Here is a 20,793-nt window from a genome sequence, read left to right on the forward strand (position 1 = left end):
CGTTCCAGCTCATCTGCACATCCGCATCCGACCGCAACGGGCGTAATACGGCAGTCTGGCCTGTATTTCACCGGAACATGCTTATGCCAAAAAAGTCTGCTACAGCTGTCAAGCAGGGCAACCGGATCACCTCAATCCAGCCGCGGCTGCACGCTGGCAATGCCGACCTCGGCGCTGCCTTCAGCCAGGCGGATGGTGACCTCGCTGCGTGCGGCCAGCTCGGCCGGGGCGTGCAAGACACGTCCGTGGCGATCGCTGACGATGGCGTAGCCTCGTTCCAGCGTGCGTTGCGGATTCAGTAGTTCGAGTTGCGTGGTCAGGCCCGCCAGCGCCTGCCGCTGGCGCAACTGCCGGGCGGCCTGGGCCCCTTGCAGGCGTCGCGTCAGGTCCAGCAGGTCGCGGCGGGCGTGGGCGGTGTCGGGCATCTGGTGCGACAGATGGGTAGCCAGTTGCTGCAGGCGATGGCGCATGCGGGTCAGCGGCACGCGCGTAGCGTGGGCGAGCCGGGTTTGCAGCGCGGCCAGCTTGACGCGTTCGTGCTGTATATACGCACCCGGGTTGACCAGGCGGCGTGAGAGCCAATCCACGGTCTGCGTTTTTTCGGTCAGGCTTCTGCGCAGCGACCGGGTCAGGTCGTTGGCATGGCTGCGCAGCTCGGCCAGCCAGTCCTCGCGGGCGGTGGCGGCCAGCTCGGCGGCGGCGGTGGGAGTGGGTGCGCGCAGGTCGGCGGCGAAGTCGGCAATGGTGAAATCGGTTTCGTGCCCCACGCCGGAAATCACCGGCATGCGCGCCGCCACGATGGCTCGCGCCACCACCTCTTCATTGAAGGACCACAGGTCCTCGATGCTGCCCCCGCCCCGGCAGACCAGCAGGACTTCGCATTCGCCACGCTCGGAGGCGCTCTGGATGGCGTTGGCGATGCGTTGGGCCGCGCCTTCGCCCTGCACGGGCGTGGGGTAGAGCACCACTTCCACATGCGGCGCGCGGCGGCGCAGGGTGGTCAGTACGTCGCGCAGGGCCGCCGCCTGGGGGCTGGTGACGATGCCGATGCGACGCGGGAAGCCCGGCAGGGCGCGTTTGCGCTCACGGTCGAAGAGCCCCTCGCGTTCCAGCCTTTCCTTGAGCTGTACGAAGGCGGCGTAAAGATCGCCGACCCCCGAGCGACGGATGGCTTCCACGTTGAGCTGGTAATCGCCGCGCGGGGCGTACAGCGTCACCAGCGTGCGCACCTCGACCTTGTCGCCCTCGCGCGGCATGAAACCGGCGTATTGCGCGCGGCCTTTGAACATCACCGCGCGCACCTGGGCGCCGTCATCCTTGAGGTTGAAATACCAGTGGCCGGAGGCGGCGCGGGTGAAATTGGAAATCTCGCCCTTGACCCAGATCAGCGGGAAATTGCGCTCCAGCATGCGTGCCACCGCCTGATTCAGGGCCGAGACGGTGAGCATGGGCGGGCCGCCCTCGGTGGCGCCGGTCGCCGGCAAGGTGTCGGAACGGGGGCGGGCGGTGGGGAAGGGCGGGAACTTGTCGGCAGGCATGGGACGCAGAGACTCCAGGGGCGATACAATGCCGCATTGTAAAGCCAAGCCGGCTGCGCTTGCCGAGCCGCACACAACCGGCTACATTCTGCACCGCAGAAACGGCTGTGTTGCGACAGCGTCGCCGCCTGCCCCGGATTCACCGCTCATCCGCATTTCATTAGGAGTACGTTTTGCTCGCCATCATCCTCGCCGCCGGCTGGCCGATCTGGCCCTTGCTGATCGCTTCCATCATCGGCCTGGCGCTGGTCATCGAAAGACTGGTCTACCTGCGCCGCACCCGCATCCTGCCGCCGGACCTGCTGGGTGAAGTGGTCCGGGTCTACCAGAGCGGGCGGGTCAATGAGGACGTGATCGACAAGCTGGAACAGAATTCCCCGCTGGGCCAGGTACTGGCTGCGGGCCTGCGCAATGTCGATGCCCCGCGCGAAGTGATGAAGGAAGCCATCGAGGAAGCCGGCCAGGCCGCCGCGCACCGGCTGGAACGCTTCCTCACCACACTGGGCACGATCGCCTCGCTGGCGCCGTTGATGGGCCTGTTCGGTACGGTGGTCGGGATGATCGAGATCTTCGCCTCGCAGAACGCCGTCGGGACCAATCCGGCGCAGCTGGCGCATGGCATTTCCATTGCGCTCTACAACACCGGGTTCGGGCTGGCCATTGCCATGCCGGCGCTGGTGTTCTATCGCCATTTCCGCGCGCAGGTCGACGGCTTCGTGGTGGACATGGAGCAGCAGGCGGTCAAGTTCGTGGACATCGTCCACGACGTGCGCCGCTGATTGCGCAGGCTGGAGAACCGCATGAACTTCCGCAAGGGACGCCCCCGCGAAGACCTGGAGATCAATCTGATCCCCTTCATCGATGTGCTGCTGGTGATCGTGATCTTCCTGATGGTCACCACCACCTACAGCAAGTTCACCGCGCTGCAGATCACGCTGCCTACGGCCGATGCACAGAAGGCACTGGAACAGCCCTTCGAGATCAACATCGCAGTCGACGCCAATGGCCGCTACGCGGTCAACAACAAGCGCATCGCCGCGCGCGATGCACAGGGCCTGTCGGAGGAGATGCAGGCGGCGGTCAAGGCCAGTGGCAGCAAGGTCGATCCGGTCATCATCATCAATGCCGATGCACTGGCGACGCACCAGACCGTGATCAACGTGCTGGAGGCCGCGCGCATGGCGGGGTATCCCAAGGTGACCTTCGCGGCGCAGTCGAGCAGCAAGTAGTGCGCAGCAGGTCTTGCTGAAAATTTACAAATGGCTTCACGTCATCCCAAAGCGATGGCGCCCCGGCCAGGCCCCGCCTGGCCCTCGTTTTTTTTATTCACTGGAACAAGAAAATGGCCGAATCCAGGCCCTCCGCCGAAGCCATCCTGACCCGTGCCTGGCAAGGTCGCGGTCTGCTGGCCTGCCTGCTGTGGCCGCTGTCGCTGCTCTTCGGCACGCTGGCGGCGCTGCGCCGTGCGCTCTTTGCGCTCGGCATCAAGCGCGCAGAGCGGCTGCCGGTGCCGGTGATCGTGGTAGGCAACGTGTTCGTCGGTGGCACTGGCAAGACCCCGTTTGCGATCTGGCTCATCGAAGCCTTGCGTGCTGCCGGCCGCAATCCTGGTGTGATTTCACGTGGCTATGGCGGCGGTGCAGAACAGGTGCAGGAGGTCATGGCCGATGCGGCGGCGGCCGAGGTGGGTGACGAGCCTTTGCTGATGGTTCAGCGCACGGCCGTGCCGCTGGTGGTGGGACGGCGTCGCGTCCAGGCCGGGCGCGCCTTGCTGGCGTGGCATCCGGAAGTTGATGTGATCATTTCCGATGATGGCCTGCAGCACTACGCCCTGGCGCGCGACATCGAGATCGTGCTCTCGGACGCGCGCGGCGTGGGCAATGGCTGGCTGCTGCCGGCCGGGCCGCTGCGCGAGCCGGCCTCGCGCCGACGCGATTTTTCGGTGCTCAACGTGGGTGTGCAGGGGGTGGCGCCCGCGGGCTTGTACGCCATGCGGCTGCAGGCGGACCAGGCCGTGCAGCTGGCGCCCCCCGGTGCGCACAGGCCGCTGGCCCGGATGGGCGAGGGTGGTCTGCGGCTGGCGGCGGTGGCGGGAATCGGCAATCCGGAGCGTTTTTTCGCTACCCTGCAGGGCGCGGGTTTGTCCTTTGCGCGCCATCCCTTGCCTGACCATTTTGACTTTGCCAGCAATCCCTTTGCCGGCCTTGCGGCCGATGTCATCCTGATCACGGAAAAGGATGCAGTAAAATGCAGGGCTATTGAGGCCATCCGAAACGACCCGCGCATCTGGGTCGTGCCTGTCTCGGCGCGCATCGACGGCGCGCTGGCTGAACACATAGTGGAGAAACTCCGTGAATGCCCGACTGCTTGATATCCTGGTTTGCCCCCTCTGCAAGGGCCCGTTGGACTATGACAAGAAAGCCCAGGAACTGATCTGCAAGGCAGACAAGCTGGCTTACCCCATCCGTGATGGCATCCCCATCATGTGGGCCGACGAAGCGCGTGAACTGGCGGCTGCCCCGGCAGCCTGAGTCCGGCGCCTGTCTCTTGATTCCCGATTTCTGCCTTCCTGCTGCGGTTGATTCCATGACCTTCACCGTCATCATCCCGGCGCGCCTGGCTTCCACGCGCCTGCCCAACAAGCCCCTGGCCGACCTCGGCGGCAAGCCCATGATCGTGCGCGTGGCCGAGCGGGCCGCGCTCTCGGGGGCGGCCCGCATCATCGTGGCCACCGACCATCACGACATCCACGCCGCCTGCGAGCAGCATGGCATCGCCGTGGCCATGACCCGCGCCGATCACCCTTCCGGCACCGACCGCATCGCCGAAGTGGCCGCCGCGCTGGGCCTGGGTGAGGATGAAGTGGTGGTCAATGTGCAGGGCGACGAGCCGCTGATCGATCCCGGCCTGATCGCCGCCACCGCCGCCCACATCAAGGCTGGCGTGCCCATGGCCACGGCCGCGCACGCCATCGAGACCGCCGAGGATGCCTTCAATCCCAACGTGGTCAAGGTGGTGTTGAACAAGGAAGGCTGCGCCATGTATTTCTCGCGGGCCACCATTCCCTGGCATCGCGACGCCTTCGCCAAGTCACGTGACACGCTGCCCGACGCCAGCGGCCCCGATCACGCCAATGAATACGTGCCGCTGCGCCATATCGGCCTGTATGCCTACAGCAACCGCTTCCTGCAGCTCTACCCGACGCTGGCCCCGGCCCCGCTGGAACGCATCGAGGCGCTGGAACAGTTGCGCGTGCTCTGGCACGGCCATGCCATCGCGGTCCACGTGACCTCGCTGGTGCCGGAAGCCGGCGTCGATACGCCCGAGGATCTGTTGCGCGTGCGCAAGCATTTCGAGCTGCCGCCCGACAGTGCGCTGGTGCAGACCATCTCCGCCCTGTGATGTTGGCGCGGCAGGCATGATCCGGCGCAAGGCCGGACGGATCGGCCTGCTGTAAGTTCCGTGTCAAGCTGACACGACACAATCAGAGTCCGGAGACTGCTTAAAAATCAGGCGTTTGTCATGGTTCGGTAAGATTTTGTGGTAAGTTTCGTCCCGGAGCTGATGCAAAACGGCGCGCAAACAAGCTGCATAACCGTCCAGATGATAGCGATCCTCTGCCATCACGTCGCAAAAGAATTCAAGCATTCATATTTCAGAAACCCTCAATTTAGGAAACGACATGCGCCTCATCCTTTTAGGAGCGCCTGGTGCCGGTAAAGGCACGCAAGCCACTTTTATCAAGGAAAAATTCAACATTCCGCAAATCTCCACCGGCGACATGCTGCGCGCGGCCGTGGCGGCGGGTACCGAACTTGGCATCGCGGCCAAGAAGGTGATGGATGCGGGCGGCCTGGTTTCCGACGACATCATCATTGGTCTGGTCAAGGATCGCCTGCAACAGGCTGACTGTGCCAATGGCTACCTCTTCGACGGCTTCCCGCGCACCACGCGTCAGGCCGATGCGATGAAGGAAGCGGGCGTGGCCATCGACTACGTGCTGGAAATCGACGTGCCCGACAGCGCCATCGTCGAACGCATGAGCGGTCGCCGCGTGCACCCGGGTTCGGGCCGCACCTATCACGTCAAGTTCAACCCGCCCAAGGTCGAGGGCAAGGATGACCTGACCGGCGAAGCGCTGATCCAGCGCGACGACGACAAGGAAGAAACCGTCAAGAAGCGCCTGGCCGTGTATCACGAACAGACCGAAGTGCTGGTGGGCTATTACGGTGACTGGGCCAAGTCGGGCCAGCCGGGCGCACCCAAGTATCGCAAGATCGCCGGCGTCGGTCCGGTGGAAGAAATCAGGGATCGTGCATTTGCCGCCCTGGCGGAGTAAAGTGAAGCGGACTTCGGTCCGCTTTTTTTATGCTGTTGCTGTTGATGCAGTCAGCACGGCAGTACGCAAAAACTAAGTAAACCGATCACCGGTAGTGACGCCCGCCCGAGGACGTTGCACTGGCGGCCCGGCAAGACAGAACAAGTCCAATAAAAAGGGCGACGCAATTTGCAGGCGCAGTATCGGCCGTGACGAACCGGAACAGCAGAACCCGGATGGCGCAGCCGATGTTCGTGATTGTTGATGAGTCGTGATAACAAAGGAGACGAAGATGGCACTTGCCCTGTGGTTTGCCATTGCCTGCGGCTTGGTCGCGGTGATCTATGGCCTGGTTTCACGGAGCTGGATTCTCAAGCAGGATCCCGGCAATCCCCGCATGCAGGAAATCGCCCTGGCCATCCAGCAGGGTGCTGCGGCCTATCTGGCGCGGCAGTATCGCACCATCGCCATGGTCGGGGTGGTGCTGCTGATCGTCATTGCACTCATTCCGGGTTTGGGTTGGCTCACCGCCATCGGCTTCCTGCTGGGGGCGGTGCTCTCCGGCGCCTGCGGCTTCATCGGCATGAATGTCTCGGTACGCGCCAACGTGCGCACTGCCCAGGCTGCCACGCGCGGGATGAACGAGGCGCTGGGCGTGGCCTTTCGGGGTGGCGCCATCACCGGGATGCTGGTGGTGGGGCTGGGATTACTAGGAGTGTCGCTGTTCTTCTGGGTCTTGTACGTCCATGGACAGGGCCGCGCAGCCAGCCTGCATGATGCCATCCAGCCGCTGATCGGGCTGGCCTTCGGGGCCTCGCTCATTTCGATCTTCGCGCGCCTGGGCGGCGGCATCTTCACCAAGGGCGCCGATGTAGGCGCCGACCTGGTCGGCAAGGTCGAGGCCGGCATTCCCGAGGATGACCCGCGCAACCCGGCCGTCATCGCCGACAACGTCGGGGATAACGTGGGCGATTGCGCCGGCATGGCCGCCGACCTGTTCGAGACCTACGTGGTTACGCTGGTGGCGACCATGCTCCTGGGCAGCCTCATGTTGAAGGGACTGGAGACGCTGGCGGTGCTCTATCCACTGGCGCTGGGCGGGGTCTCCATCCTTGCCTCCATCGTCGGCTGCGCGATGGTCAAGGCGCAGCCGGGCAAGAAGATCATGTCGGCGCTCTATACCGGATTGTGGTGGTCAGCCGGTCTGTCGCTGGTCGGTTTTGCTGTGGTCACCTGGCTGCTGCTGCCGCCCGAACTGCGGCTGCCGCTCATGGGCGCCGCGGTGGTGGGCATCGTGCTGACCGGTCTCATGGTCTACATCACCGAGTACTACACCGGCACCGACTTCAAGCCGGTGCGTCATATCGCCCAGGCTTCCACTACCGGGCATGGCACCAACATCATTGCCGGACTGGGCGTGTCGATGAAATCCACGGCCTACCCGGTGCTGGCGGTGTGCGCGGCGATCCTGGCCTCCTACTGGCTGGCGGGCTTGTACGGGATTGCCATTGCGGCCACCGCCATGCTCTCCATGGCCGGTATCGTGGTGGCGCTGGATGCTTACGGCCCCATTACCGACAACGCCGGTGGCATCGCCGAGATGTCCGGCTTGCCGGATTCGGTACGGGCCATCACCGACCCGCTCGATGCCGTGGGCAATACCACCAAGGCCGTCACCAAGGGCTATGCCATCGGTTCGGCGGGACTGGCGGCGCTGGTGCTCTTTGCCGATTACACGCATGCGCTGGAGTCGGTCGGCAAGACGGCCAGCTTCGATCTCTCCAGCCCTGCCGTCATCATTGGCCTGTTCATCGGTGGGCTCATTCCTTATCTGTTCGGCGCCATGGCCATGGAAGCGGTGGGGCGCGCGGCGGGGGCCGTGGTGGTGGAGGTGCGGCGCCAGTTCCGCGACATTGCCGGCATCATGGATGGCAGCGGGCGTCCCGAGTATGACCGCGCAGTGGACATGCTGACCTCTTCGGCCATCCGCGAGATGATCCTGCCCTCGCTGCTGCCGGTGATCGTGCCCATTCTCGTGGGGCTGCTGTTGGGGCCGTCGGCGCTGGGCGGGCTGTTGATGGGGACGATCGTGACCGGGCTCTTCGTGGCCATCTCCATGACCACCGGCGGTGGCGCCTGGGACAACGCCAAGAAATACATCGAGGACGGCCACCACGGCGGCAAGGGCTCCGATGCGCACAAGGCGGCCGTCACCGGCGATACCGTGGGCGATCCCTACAAGGACACGGCCGGACCAGCGGTCAATCCACTCATCAAGATCATCAACATCGTGGCGCTGCTGCTGGTGCCGCTGCTGCCGACGGTCTCCTGATTCAATCTGACGCAATCTGACACTTCCCATGATTGTCGCCGCACGGATAGTCTCCCGTGCGGCGACCTGCGCATAATCCCGGCACCACGAAGCGATGGTCTGCATTGCCAGGTCGGCCGATTCGTCAAATAATGCCCCCTGATGTATCCCATCATCATTGGCTCGTCAGCCCGGCCATCCGCCTGGCTGTGCGCAGAGAAAAAACAGGAGACTCCATGCGTATCGAAGGAAATGTTTTCATTGTCACTGGCGCCGCGTCCGGCCTGGGTGCGGCCACCGCCCGCATGATTGCGGCAGCCGGTGGCAAGCCGGTGCTGGCCGATCTCAACGAGCAGGCCGGCAGCGCGCTGGCCGCGGAACTGGGTGGCGTCTTCGTGCGCTGCGATGTCAGTTCTGAAGACGATGCGCAGGTTGTGGTACGGGCCGCGCAGGAACTGGGGACGGTACGCGGACTGGTCAATTGCGCCGGTATCGCGCCGGCCGAGAAGCTGGTCGGCAAGAGCGGGCCGCACAGCATGGCGCTGTTCATGAAGACGCTCAACATCAACCTGGTCGGCAGCTTCAACATGGCGCGCTGGGCCGCCGATGCGATGGCCAAAACGGAGCCGCAGGAAGAGGGCGAGCGCGGCATCATCATTCATACCGCGTCAGTGGCCGCCTACGACGGGCAGATCGGGCAGACCGCCTATTCGGCTTCCAAAGGGGCCATCGTCGCCATGACCCTGCCGATGGCGCGCGATCTTTCACGCAGCGGCATTCGCGTCATGACCATCGCCCCCGGCATCTTCGAGACCCCCATGATGCTGGCCATGCCGCAGGAAGTGCGCGATTCGCTGGGCCAGGCCGTACCCTTCCCGCCGCGCCTGGGCCGGGCCAGCGAGTACGCGCAGCTGGCCAGGACCATCATCGAGAACGTGATGTTGAACGGCGAGACCATCCGTCTGGATGGCGCCATCCGCATGCAGCCCAAATAGACGGCATTTGCCTGCCAATTCTCTTGTCCACGATGAGGGGCCTGCTGATAAGCTCCCCTCATGGAGACCATGGAACACAAAACAGGCTTGATCCTGACCGGCGGCGGCGCGCGGGCAGCTTACCAGGTGGGTGTACTCAACGCCCTCTCGATGATCCTGCTCGAAGCCGGCTGGCCGGTGCACAGCAATCCCTTTCCCATCATCTGCGGTACCTCGGCCGGCGCCATCAACGGCACCGCGCTGGCCTGCCGGGCTGACGATTTCGGCGAAGCCGTGCGCGAGCTGATGGCGGTATGGAGCAATTTTCAGGTGGAGCAGGTGTACCGCGCCGATTCGCTGGGCGTGATCCGCTCGGGCGCGCGCTGGCTGTCCCTGTTCTCCTTCGGGTGGCTGCTGCGCAAATGGCGCGCCAACCCGCCCAATTCCTTGCTGGACAATACCCCGCTGGTGAGCATGCTGCACCGTCTGCTGGACCTGCCGCGACTCGATGCCGCGCTGGCCGAAGGCCAGCTGCATGCGCTGGCAGTGACCGCCTCGTCCTACACCAGCGGCCAGCACATCACCTTCTATCAATGTGCGCAAGAGATCGAACCCTGGCGCCGCACCCAGCGCCTGGCCATGCGCGACCAGATCGGTATCGATCATCTGCTGGCCTCTTCAGCCATTCCCTTCATCTTTCCGGCCATTCCGGTGTACATCGACGGGCGTTGCGAGTATTGCGGCGATGGCTCGATGCGCCAGATTGCGCCGATTTCCCCGGCCATCCACCTGGGCGCCACCAAGGTCCTCATCATCGGGGCCGGACGCATGGGCGAGAAGGGCGAACAGGCACCCACCCATACCCCGCACTACCCCAGCCTGGCGCAGGTGGCGGGGCACGCGATGTCGGGCATCTTCCTCGATGGCCTCTCCGCCGACATCGAACGTATCAACCGGGTCAACCAGACCTTGTCGGTTCTGAACGATGAGCAGCGCCGCCATACGCCCTTGAAACCCATCCGCACCCTGGTGATCTCGCCCTCGCAGCGCATCGACAGCATCGCCAGCCGCCATGTCGGCAGCTTGCCGCGCCCGATCCGCACCATGCTGGGTGGCATCGGCGCCACCGAGGTCCGCGGCTCGGCGCTGGCCTCCTACCTGCTGTTTGAACAAAGCTTCACACGTGAGCTGATCGCCCTGGGCCAAAGCGATACCTACGCCAAGCGTGAGGAGGTATTGGCCTTTTTTGAACCGGATACCGCTCAACTGCTCCAAGCCTCTGCCTGAATTGCTGCCGGTCAAGTTCCTCGCCTGCCGTGGTTGCCTAGCCGAAAGCAACGGGTTAATCTACCGAGTGCTGTTGCCATTAATTGACAAAATTGCAATTAACAGAATAAATGCAGACGATGCAAATGCGAGCCCGCTTCATTTCTTCCTTCTTCGCCCGCTACTGGCTGGTTCTTCTGACGGCGCTGATGCTGGCAGCGCCGGTCCATGCCAAGGGGCCGGTACCGGGCAATTTGCCCGAGGTCAACCTCGACCAGCTGCCGCGCGAAGCCCAGCAGACCATGGCCCTGATCCGTCAGGGCGGCCCTTTCCCGTATGAAAAGGATGGCGCGGTCTTCGGCAACTATGAAGGGGTTTTGCCCAGGCAAAAGCGCGGGTATTATCGCGAATACACGGTCAAGACGCCGCGCGCCCGCAATCGCGGCGCCCGTCGCATCGTCAGCGGGGGAGAACCGGCCACTTCGGGCGAATACTATTACACCAGTGACCATTACAAGACCTTCCGCCGCATACGCGATTGATCTTGTGCGGGAGCAGGGCAGGGCTCGCAGGTCCTGCTGCAACCAGCGTCACGGCAGTTCCGCCAGGTCAGCCATCACCCTCCAGACAATTACGACAACTACGATAGCCACACTGCCCCGCTTATGGATACTGAAGGGAAAATGAGTTTGTTCAAAACGGTGCCGCCCAACATCGTGCAGTCGATTCGCGCCTTCCGCGTGACCGAGCTGCAGCAGGAGGCCGCCGACCTGCAGCAGCATTTTCTCTATGCCTATTGCGCCGAGGCCGTGACCAAGCAGCAGGTGCTGACCACCATCGCCACCGCCTTCCAGTTTCCCCGGCACTTCGGCAAGAACTTCGATGCCCTGCATGACTGTCTGACCGACCTCACCCACAAGGCCGGCAAGCAGATCGGGTTCGTCGTGGTGCTGGAGCAACTGCCCAACACCCAGAAATTCGACAAGGAAGCGCGCGAGACCTTGCTCGATGTCTTCCGCGATGCGGCCGATTACTGGGCCGAAAAGAAGGTGCCGTTCCGCGTGTTCTATTCCTTCCAGTAAATTTTCTTCACATTTTGATAAACCTTTTACGCCACGCCGGACCTTTCACATCGTGAAAACCGGCGGCGGAGAGGCCGCCAGCAGGTACAATGCGCACACCATGAGAAGCATTGTCATCCTGATTTCCGGACGAGGCAGCAATATGGAAGCCATCGTCCGTGCTGCACAGGCCGAGCGGTGGCCTGCCAGAATCGCCGCTGTCATCAGCAACCGCGCCGACGCCAGCGGGCTTGAATTTGCCGCCCGCCACGGCATTGCGACCGCCGTCGTGGCCAACCGCGACTATTCCACGCGCGACCAGTTCGATGCCGCCCTGCGCGAGCAGATCGATGCGTTCGCGCCGGACCTGGTGGTGCTGGCCGGCTTCATGCGGATCCTGACGGCACCGTTCGTCAACCATTACCAGGGCCGCATGCTCAATATCCACCCGTCACTGTTGCCCAGTTTCCCGGGCCTGGCGACGCACCGCCAGGCGCTGGCCGCCGGGGTGAAGCTGCACGGCGCGACCGTGCACTTCGTCACGCCCGACCTCGACCACGGTCCCATCGTGGCCCAGGCCGCCGTGCCGGTGCTGGAAGAGGACAGTGAGGAGACCCTGGCCGAGCGTGTCCTGGAACAGGAACATGTGATCTATCCGCGCGCCGTGCGCTGGTTCGTGCAAGGCCGCCTGGCGCTGGACGGCGCCCGCGTGCGGCTGGCCGCCGACGCCTGAAGCGCAAACGAGCCAACGCCGCCGCGCACCCTCTTATCTTGAATTGAACATGAAGGACCTAGCATGAGATTGCCTCCCGCGATCATCCCCCATACCGAAGAACTGCTGCGTGAAGTGCTGCGCTTTACCGGCCCGGCCGACGTCACCTTGTCGCGCTACTTCCGTGACAATCCGCGCCTGGGCAGTCGCGAGCGCGGCGTGATCGCCGAAGCGGTCTACGGCCTGCTGCGCAACAAGACGGTGCTGACCAACTTCGCCGAATCCGGCAGCGGCCCCATGATGCGCCGCCTGGCCCTGCTGGGCCTGGCCGATGCAGTCGGCGCCGAATCCATTGCCGGTTTGCAGGAAGGCGAAGCCGAGTGGCTTGAGCGCGTCGCCCAGATCGACCGCACCCAGCTGGCGCCCCAGATGCGCAGCAACCTGCCGCCCTGGCTGTGGGAAAAGCTGGTCGCCCGCATGGGCGAGGAAGCCACCCTGCAACTGGCCGATGCCATGAACCGTCCGGCACCGCTGGACCTGCGCGTCAACGCCCTCAAGGCCGACCGTGACACGGTCATGGCCGAACTGGCCAAGGCCCCGGTGGCCTGCGAGCCGACCCCGTATTCCCCGCTGGGCCTGCGCGTGTTCAAGAAGCCGGCCCTGCAGAACCTGCCGCTGTTCAAGGATGGCGCCATCGAAGTGCAGGATGAAGGCAGCCAGTTGCTGGCCCAGATCGTCGGTGCCAAGCGCGGCGAGATGGTGGTCGATTTCTGCGCCGGTGCCGGTGGCAAGACCCTGGCACTGGGCGCACTGATGCGCAATACCGGCCGCCTGTATGCCTTCGACGTGTCCGAAAAGCGCCTGGCCAAGCTCAAACCGCGCCTGGCGCGCAGTGGCCTGTCCAACGTGCATCCGGTGGTGATCGCCCACGAGAACGACGCCAAGGTCAAGCGCCTGGCCGGCAAGCTCGATCGCGTGCTGGTCGATGCGCCCTGCAGCGGCCTGGGCACCCTGCGCCGCAATCCCGACATGAAGTGGCGCCAGAGCGTGGAGACGCTCACCGAAATGCGTGCCAAGCAAGGCTCGATCCTGGCTAGCGCCGCGCGCCTGGTGCGTCCGGGCGGACGCCTGGTGTACGGCACCTGCAGCTTCCTGGAAGAGGAAAACGATGAAGTCATCGCCGACTTCCTGGCTTCGCATCCCGACTTTACGCTGCGTCCGATGAGCGAAGTGCTGGCCGAGCAGAAGATTGCGCTGGATACCGGCGACTTCCTGAAGCTGCTGCCGCATCAGCATCAGACGGACGGTTTCTTCGCTGCCGTCCTGGAGCGCCGCGCCGCATCATGATGCGCCGGGTCTGGATGCCTTGTCTGGCCGTCGGCCTGCTGGCGGTAGCTGCCGTGCCCGGCCTGCAGGCCAGGGAAGCGCTGCCGCCGCCAGCGGTCATGGCGGCACAGGGGACGATCCAGTCCGCCTTTGCGCCCTGGGATGATATCGAAGCTCTGATCGTCGGCCAGCTTCAAGCCGCACATCGCCAGATTCTGATGCAGGCCTATCTGCTGACCAGTCGTCCCATCACCGATGCCCTGGTCGCTGCCCGCAAGCGCGGTGTTGATGTGCGCGTGCTGATGGATGCCGGCCAGCTCGACAGGAACTCCGAGGACCGCCTGCGCCAGTTGCGCTCAGCCGGGATTCCGGTGTGGCTGGAAACCGCTTACCGCAATGCCCACAACAAGGTCATCATCATCGATGCCGCCTTGCCGACCGCCACCGTGATCACGGGCAGCTACAACTTTACCTGGTCAGCCCAGCACAAGAACGCCGAGAATGTCCTCATCCTCGGCAAGAACCCGCCGCTGGCCGCCCGCTACGCCAGCAACTGGCAGCGTCATCGCCAGGATGCCCAGGCCGCGCCCTGATCCGGCCCGCTTCGACTCGATCTGCCCACCCGGCCAGCCATGACCGATCATTTCTTTTCCCTCTTCACCGATATCAGTACCGTCGACCTGCTGCGCCAGCTGGTCGTGATCGCGCTCTCGTTGCTGGGCGGCATTGGTCTGTCGCGCTGGCTGCGTGCGCGCTTCGTGCTGCCGGCCGATGGCCAGGAGCAGTCGCTGGTGATGCAGATCGGCGTCAAGAGTTTTGCCCGCGTACTCTCGCCGCTGCTGGCCCTGGGCCTGCTGGCGGCGGCGTATGCCATCTTGAAGCGTGGCCACCATGCCGTCACGCTGTGGGAAATCATGTTTCCCCTGACCATCGCCCAGGTGGCGATGCGTTTCGTGTTCTACGTGTTGCGTGGCATTTTCGTCAAGGATGCGACCATCGGTGCCTTGTTGCACCTGTCGGAAAAAGTCATCGCGCTGCTGGTCTGGCTGTGCGTGGTGCTCTGGATTACCGGCCTGTGGCCCGATTTCGTCGATTACCTGGACAGCACGACCTTGCCGCTGGCGCGTCACAAGGTCTCACTGTTGACGATGTTGCAAGGCGCCGCGTCGGTGCTGGTCACGCTCATCATTGCCCTGTGGATAGGGACGGTGGTGGAAAACCGCCTCATGAAGTTCAGCGGCATGCACTCCTCGCTGCGCACGGTGGTGGCGCGCATGATGCGGGCCTTGCTGATCCTGGTGGCCTTCCTGGTCAGCCTGTCGCTGGTGGGGATCGACCTGACGGTGCTGTCGGTCTTCGGCGGCGCGCTGGGCGTCGGTATCGGTCTGGGCCTGCAGAAGATTGCCAGCAGCTATGTTTCCGGTTTCGTCATCCTGCTGGAGCGCAGCATGGTCATCGGCGACATGGTTGCCGTGGATAAATATTTCGGCAAGGTCACCCAGATCAATACCCGCTATACCATCCTGGAAGGGCTGGACGGGATCGAATCGGTGTTGCCCAATGAACTCTTTGTCTCCAATCCGGTACAAAACTATTCCTTGACCCATCGCATTGTACGTTTGGCTACACAGCTTACAATTCTGTACCAGGACGATGTGGAAACGGTCTTGTCCATCATGGAACAGGCCGCACTTGGAGTGCAGCGGGTGTCCCAGCAGACCGCCCCGCAAGCCTTGCTGCTCAAGATCGGTGCCGACGGGCTGGACCTGGAGCTGGGATTCTGGATCACCGACCCGGAAAATGGCCGGCTCAATGTGATCTCCGACGTCAACCGGGCCATCTGGGCTGCTTTCAAGCAACACGGCATCCAGGTGGCGCATCCCAAGCGCGATATTCGCATCATGGATGAGCGCAGCTTCCGCCAAAGTACGCGCCAGGAAATTCCTGATGGCCCAGGGCCGCAGAATTCGCGTACAATGCCCGGCAATTAAAAGAAAATAAAACCATTTTCACGGAACAAGTAATAATCCTGTTTTGTAGTCCGATAGTTGTTTTCTATTTGGAGTTGTACTGATGACCCTTGATGCGATCCTCGACTTTGTTGCCAACGGCCTGCTGCACGCGACCGGTTGGCAGATTGTCATTTACACCCTGGTGATGACGCACATCACCATCGTGGGCGTGACTCTCTACCTGCATCGTTGCCAGGCGCATCGCGCGCTCGAACTGCACGCGATCCCCAGCCACTTCTTCCGTCTGTGGCTATGGATGACCACCGGCATGGTGACCAAGGAATGGGCCGCCATCCACCGCAAGCACCACGCCAAGTGCGAGACCGAGGAGGATCCGCACAGCCCGCAGACGCGCGGCATCAACAAGGTGATGTGGCAGGGTGCCGAGCTGTACCGCAGTGAATCCAAGAATGCCGAGACCATGGAGAAGTTCGGTCACGGCACCCCGGACGACTGGCTGGAACACAACATCTACAGCAAGTACGGCTGGCAGGGTGTGGGCATCATGCTGATCATCGACGTGCTGCTCTTTGGTGCCATCGGCCTGACCGTGTGGGCCGTGCAGATGGCCTGGATCCCGTTCTGGGCGGCCGGCGTGGTCAATGGCCTGGGTCACTTCTGGGGCTATCGCAACTACGATTGCAATGACGCGGCCACCAACCTGTTCCCGATCGGCATCATCATCGGCGGCGAGGAAATGCACAACAATCACCACACCTTCGGCACCTCGGCCAAGTTCTCGGCCAAGTGGTATGAATTCGACATCGGCTGGATGTATATCCGCATCCTGGAGACCGTCGGCCTGGCGAAGGTCAAGAAGGTGGCTCCCGTCCCCAAGTTCGACAGCCAGAAGTCGGTGATCGACTTCGATACCCTGCAGTCCGTGATCGCCAACCGCTATGACGTGACCGCCAAGTATGCGCGTTCGCTCAAGACCGCCTGGAAGGACGAGCTCGATCACCTGATCGAGAAGGCCAAGCTGGAATCGCGCTTCCTGAAATCCTCCAAGAAGCTGCTGCAACGTGAACCTGCCCGTCTGGAAGACGGCCAGAAGCAGCAATTGTCGGAACTGTTCGCCCACAGCAAGGCTCTGCAGACCATGCACGAGATGCGCATCGAGCTCAGCGCCATCTGGGAACGTTCGCACTCCACGCGCGAACAACTGCTGCAGCAACTGCAGGACTGGTGCACCCGCGCCGAGGCATCCGGTGTGAAGGCCTTGCGTGACTTCGCCCTGCGACTGCGCAGCTACGCCTGATCCGCCAAGGCTGGACAATTCCTCCGGGGTAAAAGCCGGATATGAAGGAAAAGACCAGGAAAACCCCGCAGAGCAATCTGCGGGGTTTTTCTTTGACTGCTGTCTGTGCGGAGGTGAAGGTTCGTGTCAAAAACCGCGAGAGGGGAGCAAAGCCGTCAGCCCCGTCGACAGGGCGCCCCTGACGCTGAGCTGCTGTGACCAGGTCCCGCGGATCGATGGCGACGGCGCGACGGGCAATAAAAAACCCGCAGAGAACTCTGCGGGTTTTTTGACAGTGAAACCGGGATCAATTACTTGATCTTGGTTTCCTTGTATTCCACGTGCTTGCGTGCCTTGGGATCGAACTTCATGATGCTGATCTTTTCGGGCGTAGTACGCTTGTTCTTGGTGGTGGTGTAGAAGTGACCAGTACCTGCGGTCGACTCCAGTTTGATTTTGTCGCGGCCGGATTTCGCCATGATAGATTTCCTTTACTCTGCTAATTAGACTTTTTCGCCACGAGCACGCAGATCGGCCAGAACGGCATCGATGCCGATCTTGTCGATCACGCGCAGGCCGGCGTTGGACAAACGCAGCGAAACCCAGCGGTTCTCGGATTCGACGAAAATGCGGCGGTTCTGCAGGTTGGGCAGAAAACGACGCTTGGTCTTGTTGTTTGCATGGGAAACGTTGTTGCCGACCATCGGCCCCTTCCCGGTGACTTGGCAGACACGTGCCATGTGAGACTCCTTAAAAATTTCCGAATTTGGGAAAAACGAGAGTATATGGAAAAAACTCTGCTTTTTCAATGACTTGCGAAAAACAATTGTGTCTTGATGCGTCAAGTGAATTTAACAATTTAAGAAGCATTGTCTTTCCAGTCTTCCCGTCAGTGACGCAATCCCAGTACAGGCAAGGGTTTGCGGCCGATTTCCCGGTTCCGGATTCACACCTTGCCGTGATCGGCGAAGGAGTACAGGCGTGTCCCGGCCACCACGATATGGTCCAGCAACTCGACGTCGATGACCTCCAGGGCTTTCTTGAGGGTCTTGGTCAGGCTCAGGTCGGCGTCACTGGGGCGGGGGTCGCCCGACGGGTGATTGTGGGCCACGATGACCGAAGCGGCGTTGTAACGCAGCGCCATCTTGATCACTTCGCGGGGATAGACGGTCGTATGGTTCAGCGTCCCTCTGAACAGTTCTTCCGTGCCGAGCAGGTGGTTGCGCATGTTCAGGAAGAGCGCGACGAAACATTCATGTTCCTTGCCGAAGAAGGTCAGTTTCAGGTATTCGCCCACGACGCGGGTTGAATTGAGGGCCGAAGCCTGCTTGAGGTCGCCGTGGATGGCGCGCTTGGCCAACTCCAGGGAAGCCGACAACTGGGCGCATTTGGCCGGGCCGAGGCCGCTGCCCAGACTGGGCTCGCGCTGAACAGCGCTGCATAGTTTCTCCAGCGAGCCGAAACGTTGCAACAGTTCCATGGCCAGCTGCATGACGCTCTTGCCGGGCGTTCCCACGCGCAGGAAGATCGCCAGCAGTTCCGCATCCGACAGGGCGGCCGGGCCCAGCTCCAGCAGGCGTTCACGGGGCCGCTGCTGCTTGGGCCAATCGATGAGGGACATGGTCATGAGGTGAATCTCCTTTCATTCAGATTGCACGTGAGAGGGAAGAACGCGGCAGCCCCTGCAGTCAGCGCCCACAGCAAACGCCGCAGAGCAGCATCGCAGCATTGCAGCAGTCGGCTTGCGCCGCCGCAAGGAAGTCCCGGATGCAGCAACTGGCAGCGCGCCCGGATGAAGCTGCCAGCGGCGTATCGGCTCAACGTGGCTTACAATAGCGGGTTCCTGTGCACCTTCCCGATTCCCGTCATGTCCAGCTCAACCGTCCCCGTCGTCACCGAAAACGCCTACCTCACCCTGCATTACCGCCTGGCTTCGCTGGACGGTGAAGACATCGTCAGCACCTTCAACGAGAACCCGGCGACCCTGCAGTTCGGTCAGGGCCAGCTGGCGCCCTTCCTCGAAGCCTGCCTGCTGGGCTTGCCCGAAGGTACGCACCAGACCTTTGAATTGACACCGGCCCAGGCTTTTGGCGAGCGCAGTGAAGAGCTGATCCAGCGCATCTCGCGCGCCACCCTGGAAGAAAACTCGTCCATGGATGAGGACTATCGCGTCGGTGACCTGGTCGACTTCGCCGCCCCCGGTGGCGGCCGCTTCGCTGGCATCCTGCGAGCGATCGATGATGATGGCGCAATTTTCGACTTCAATCATCCGCTGGCTGGGCAAACGCTGAAGTTCGAAGTAAAAATCATAGGAATCCTGTAATCGCCTCGTCATTTGGCGATGCGGTCCTCGCAATATTTTGAAGAATCAAGGGAATCACCATGACCATGGAACAAGCCGACGCTGAAATCCTGCTGGCCCAGCCCCGGGGTTTCTGTGCGGGCGTGGATCGCGCCATCGAGATTGTCGAACGTGCGCTGGCGCAGTTCGGCGCGCCCATCTACGTGCGCCATGAAATCGTGCACAACGCCTACGTGGTCAATGATCTGCGGGCCAAGGGTGCGGTCTTCATCGAGGAGCTGGCCGATGTGCCGGCCGGCAACACCGTCATCTTCTCGGCCCATGGCGTGTCCAAGGCGATCCAGGCGGAGGCGGCCGAGCGTGGCCTGACGGTATTCGATGCCACCTGCCCGCTGGTCACCAAGGTACATATGGAAGTGGCCAAGATGCGCCGCGAAGGGCGCGAGATCATCATGATCGGCCACGCCGGTCACCCCGAGGTCGAAGGCACCATGGGCCAGACCGAGGCCGGCATGCACCTGGTGGAAACGGTGGAAGACGTACAGCGCCTGCAGGTCGCTGATCCCGAACTGCTGGCCTATGTCTCCCAGACCACGCTGTCGGTGGATGATACCGCCGACATCATTGCGGCCCTGCGCGCGCGCTTCCCGGCCATCGCCGAGCCCAAGAAGGGCGACATCTGCTATGCCACCACCAATCGCCAGGAAGCCGTCAAGTTCATGGCGCCGCAGGTGGAGGTGGTGATCGTGGTGGGCAGCCCCAACAGCTCCAACTCCAACCGTCTGCGCGAGCTGGCCGAGAAGAAGGGTGTCCCGGCCTTCATGGTCGACAATGCCGCCCTGATCGACCCGCAATGGGTGGTTGGCCGCCAGCGCATCGGCGTGACCGCAGGCGCCTCTGCCCCTGAGGTGCTGGTGCAGGCCGTGATCGACCGTATCAAGGAAATCGGTGCGCGCAGTGTGCGCGTCCTGGACGGTATTGAAGAAAACGTCACCTTCCCCCTGCCCAAGGGCCTGGGAGCCCGCATACCGTCTGCCGAATCCGCATGAGCCCCTCGGGAGTATGTGAGGACATGTGAAGGTTCGGACAAAAAACCGACCAGCCGTTTGCGCAAAGAGGCCTGCTGATGCAGGCCTTCTTCATTTCCGCGACAGGTGTTGTGAAGTCACCGACGATTCATTGGTCTTACCGCACTTTCTTCTGTAACAGGCGATTGTTTGTGCTCGATTGTTGGAATCTTCTGCGTATAATTCCGCACCATTATCGACGGACCGCCCAAAAGGCGGCCGAGCGCTAGCCCTCACCAAAGAGGGCAGGGCGCCGCGAACGCGGCGTCAACCAGAGACGGGAGACATTCATATGCAGCAGCATCTGCCCACCGGCACCCTCCGGTGCTTCCGGCGAAGACCTCCCGGGCGTCCGCCCAGTCGGCGCCCCGCTTTCTGCTCCCGCCGCTGCGGCGGCAACAGCAGCTGATTTCCTGATTCCGGACCCTGCCCGCAAGCCTGCTTGCGTGGAACGCATTTGCCCTTTTTATGAAGAGTGATAACGCGATCCCGAGTGCCGGGAACGGATTTTGCTAATCGACATGCTTTCGCGCGGCGTCCGCTTTGGTGCAGACCCACGTGTTTTTCTTGTTTCCATTTAGATCGAAGAGTTATTCATGGACATTTTCCTCCAGCAGATCATCAACGGATTGGTGCTAGGCAGCATGTACGCACTGATCGCCCTGGGCT

22 protein-coding genes are annotated in these 20,793 nt (G+C 62.6%); 18 read left to right on the forward strand and 4 right to left on the reverse strand.

The window, feature by feature from the left end; genetic code table 11:
- Positions 1 to 131: 131 nt before the first annotated feature.
- Positions 132 to 1,538: an exodeoxyribonuclease VII large subunit gene (gene xseA, locus HNO82_RS18145; protein ID WP_175344666.1), complete on the reverse strand. Its 1,407-nt coding sequence runs from the start codon at positions 1,536 to 1,538 to the stop codon at positions 132 to 134.
- Between the two features lie 173 nt (positions 1,539 to 1,711).
- Between xseA and HNO82_RS18150 the strand changes: the two genes are divergently transcribed.
- The 16 genes from HNO82_RS18150 (at position 1,712) to HNO82_RS18225 (ending at position 16,776) form a co-directional block, all read left to right on the forward strand.
- On the forward strand, positions 1,712 to 2,317 hold the full coding sequence (locus HNO82_RS18150) for a MotA/TolQ/ExbB proton channel family protein (protein ID WP_008326395.1): 606 nt from the start codon (positions 1,712 to 1,714) through the stop codon (positions 2,315 to 2,317).
- A 21-nt stretch (positions 2,318 to 2,338) separates the two neighbouring features.
- Positions 2,339 to 2,767, forward strand: coding sequence for an ExbD/TolR family protein (locus HNO82_RS18155; protein ID WP_175344667.1), 429 nt, complete (start codon positions 2,339 to 2,341; stop codon positions 2,765 to 2,767).
- A gap of 113 nt (positions 2,768 to 2,880) precedes the next feature.
- On the forward strand, positions 2,881 to 3,909 hold the full coding sequence (gene lpxK, locus HNO82_RS18160) for a tetraacyldisaccharide 4'-kinase (protein WP_175344668.1): 1,029 nt from the start codon (positions 2,881 to 2,883) through the stop codon (positions 3,907 to 3,909).
- Positions 3,890 to 4,069 carry a Trm112 family protein gene (locus tag HNO82_RS18165; RefSeq protein WP_034349859.1) on the forward strand — a complete coding sequence of 60 codons (180 nt, stop codon included), beginning with the start codon at positions 3,890 to 3,892 and terminating at the stop codon, positions 4,067 to 4,069. The genes lpxK and HNO82_RS18165 overlap by 20 nt, the downstream gene beginning before the upstream one ends.
- 55 nt (positions 4,070 to 4,124) lie before the next feature.
- Positions 4,125 to 4,940 (forward strand): 3-deoxy-manno-octulosonate cytidylyltransferase, encoded by an 816-nt coding sequence (kdsB, locus tag HNO82_RS18170; RefSeq protein WP_034349860.1) that lies wholly within the window; start codon positions 4,125 to 4,127, stop codon positions 4,938 to 4,940.
- Between the two features lie 280 nt (positions 4,941 to 5,220).
- Positions 5,221 to 5,877 carry an adenylate kinase gene (gene adk / locus HNO82_RS18175; RefSeq protein WP_008326404.1) on the forward strand — a complete coding sequence of 219 codons (657 nt, stop codon included), beginning with the start codon at positions 5,221 to 5,223 and terminating at the stop codon, positions 5,875 to 5,877.
- Between the two features lie 271 nt (positions 5,878 to 6,148).
- Positions 6,149 to 8,188, forward strand: coding sequence for a sodium-translocating pyrophosphatase (locus HNO82_RS18180; protein ID WP_008326405.1), 2,040 nt, complete (start codon positions 6,149 to 6,151; stop codon positions 8,186 to 8,188).
- 215 nt (positions 8,189 to 8,403) lie between these two features.
- Positions 8,404 to 9,162, forward strand: coding sequence for an SDR family NAD(P)-dependent oxidoreductase (locus tag HNO82_RS18185; RefSeq protein WP_175344669.1), 759 nt, complete (start codon positions 8,404 to 8,406; stop codon positions 9,160 to 9,162).
- Positions 9,163 to 9,222: 60 nt separating this feature from the next.
- Positions 9,223 to 10,428 carry a patatin-like phospholipase family protein gene (locus HNO82_RS18190; protein ID WP_034349863.1) on the forward strand — a complete coding sequence of 402 codons (1,206 nt, stop codon included), beginning with the start codon at positions 9,223 to 9,225 and terminating at the stop codon, positions 10,426 to 10,428.
- Positions 10,429 to 10,553: 125 nt separating this feature from the next.
- Positions 10,554 to 10,949: a guanyl-specific ribonuclease gene (locus tag HNO82_RS18195; protein ID WP_034349949.1), complete on the forward strand. Its 396-nt coding sequence runs from the start codon at positions 10,554 to 10,556 to the stop codon at positions 10,947 to 10,949.
- Between the two features lie 33 nt (positions 10,950 to 10,982).
- A complete protein-coding gene (locus tag HNO82_RS18200; protein ID WP_488928476.1) occupies positions 10,983 to 11,489 on the forward strand; it encodes a barstar family protein in 507 nt (168 codons plus the stop codon).
- 100 nt (positions 11,490 to 11,589) lie between these two features.
- On the forward strand, positions 11,590 to 12,201 hold the full coding sequence (gene purN / locus HNO82_RS18205; protein WP_008326418.1) for a phosphoribosylglycinamide formyltransferase: 612 nt from the start codon (positions 11,590 to 11,592) through the stop codon (positions 12,199 to 12,201).
- Between the two features lie 63 nt (positions 12,202 to 12,264).
- Positions 12,265 to 13,527: an RsmB/NOP family class I SAM-dependent RNA methyltransferase gene (locus HNO82_RS18210; protein WP_008326420.1), complete on the forward strand. Its 1,263-nt coding sequence runs from the start codon at positions 12,265 to 12,267 to the stop codon at positions 13,525 to 13,527.
- Positions 13,524 to 14,099, forward strand: coding sequence for a phospholipase D family nuclease (locus HNO82_RS18215; RefSeq protein ID WP_175344671.1), 576 nt, complete (start codon positions 13,524 to 13,526; stop codon positions 14,097 to 14,099). The genes HNO82_RS18210 and HNO82_RS18215 overlap by 4 nt, the downstream gene beginning before the upstream one ends.
- Before the next feature lie 39 nt (positions 14,100 to 14,138).
- Complete coding sequence (locus tag HNO82_RS18220; protein WP_175344672.1) at positions 14,139 to 15,497, forward strand: mechanosensitive ion channel family protein; 1,359 nt, start codon at positions 14,139 to 14,141, stop codon at positions 15,495 to 15,497.
- An 82-nt stretch (positions 15,498 to 15,579) separates the two neighbouring features.
- Entirely contained in the window at positions 15,580 to 16,776 is a 1,197-nt protein-coding gene (locus HNO82_RS18225; RefSeq protein WP_008326424.1) for a DesA family fatty acid desaturase, read from the forward strand.
- A gap of 290 nt (positions 16,777 to 17,066) precedes the next feature.
- Here the strand turns inward: HNO82_RS18225 and rpmG are convergent, their stop codons facing one another.
- The 3 genes from rpmG to radC form a co-directional block, all read right to left on the reverse strand.
- On the reverse strand, positions 17,067 to 17,234 hold the full coding sequence (gene rpmG, locus HNO82_RS18230) for a 50S ribosomal protein L33 (protein ID WP_006463731.1): 168 nt from the start codon (positions 17,232 to 17,234) through the stop codon (positions 17,067 to 17,069).
- Positions 17,235 to 17,258: 24 nt separating this feature from the next.
- Positions 17,259 to 17,495 (reverse strand): 50S ribosomal protein L28, encoded by a 237-nt coding sequence (gene rpmB, locus HNO82_RS18235; protein WP_006463730.1) that lies wholly within the window; start codon positions 17,493 to 17,495, stop codon positions 17,259 to 17,261.
- 206 nt (positions 17,496 to 17,701) lie between these two features.
- Positions 17,702 to 18,382 (reverse strand): RadC family protein, encoded by a 681-nt coding sequence (gene radC, locus HNO82_RS18240; RefSeq protein WP_175344673.1) that lies wholly within the window; start codon positions 18,380 to 18,382, stop codon positions 17,702 to 17,704.
- 240 nt (positions 18,383 to 18,622) lie between these two features.
- Between radC and HNO82_RS18245 the strand changes: the two genes are divergently transcribed.
- Together HNO82_RS18245 and ispH are read left to right on the forward strand one after the other, a co-directional pair.
- Complete coding sequence (locus tag HNO82_RS18245) at positions 18,623 to 19,078, forward strand: FKBP-type peptidyl-prolyl cis-trans isomerase (protein WP_034349953.1); 456 nt, start codon at positions 18,623 to 18,625, stop codon at positions 19,076 to 19,078.
- A gap of 59 nt (positions 19,079 to 19,137) precedes the next feature.
- Complete coding sequence (ispH, locus tag HNO82_RS18250; RefSeq protein ID WP_175344674.1) at positions 19,138 to 20,106, forward strand: 4-hydroxy-3-methylbut-2-enyl diphosphate reductase; 969 nt, start codon at positions 19,138 to 19,140, stop codon at positions 20,104 to 20,106.
- The last annotated feature ends 687 nt before the right edge of the window (positions 20,107 to 20,793 follow it).

The organism is Herbaspirillum sp. C9C3, assembly GCF_013359625.1.
GTDB lineage: Bacteria > Pseudomonadota > Gammaproteobacteria > Burkholderiales > Burkholderiaceae_D > Herbaspirillum.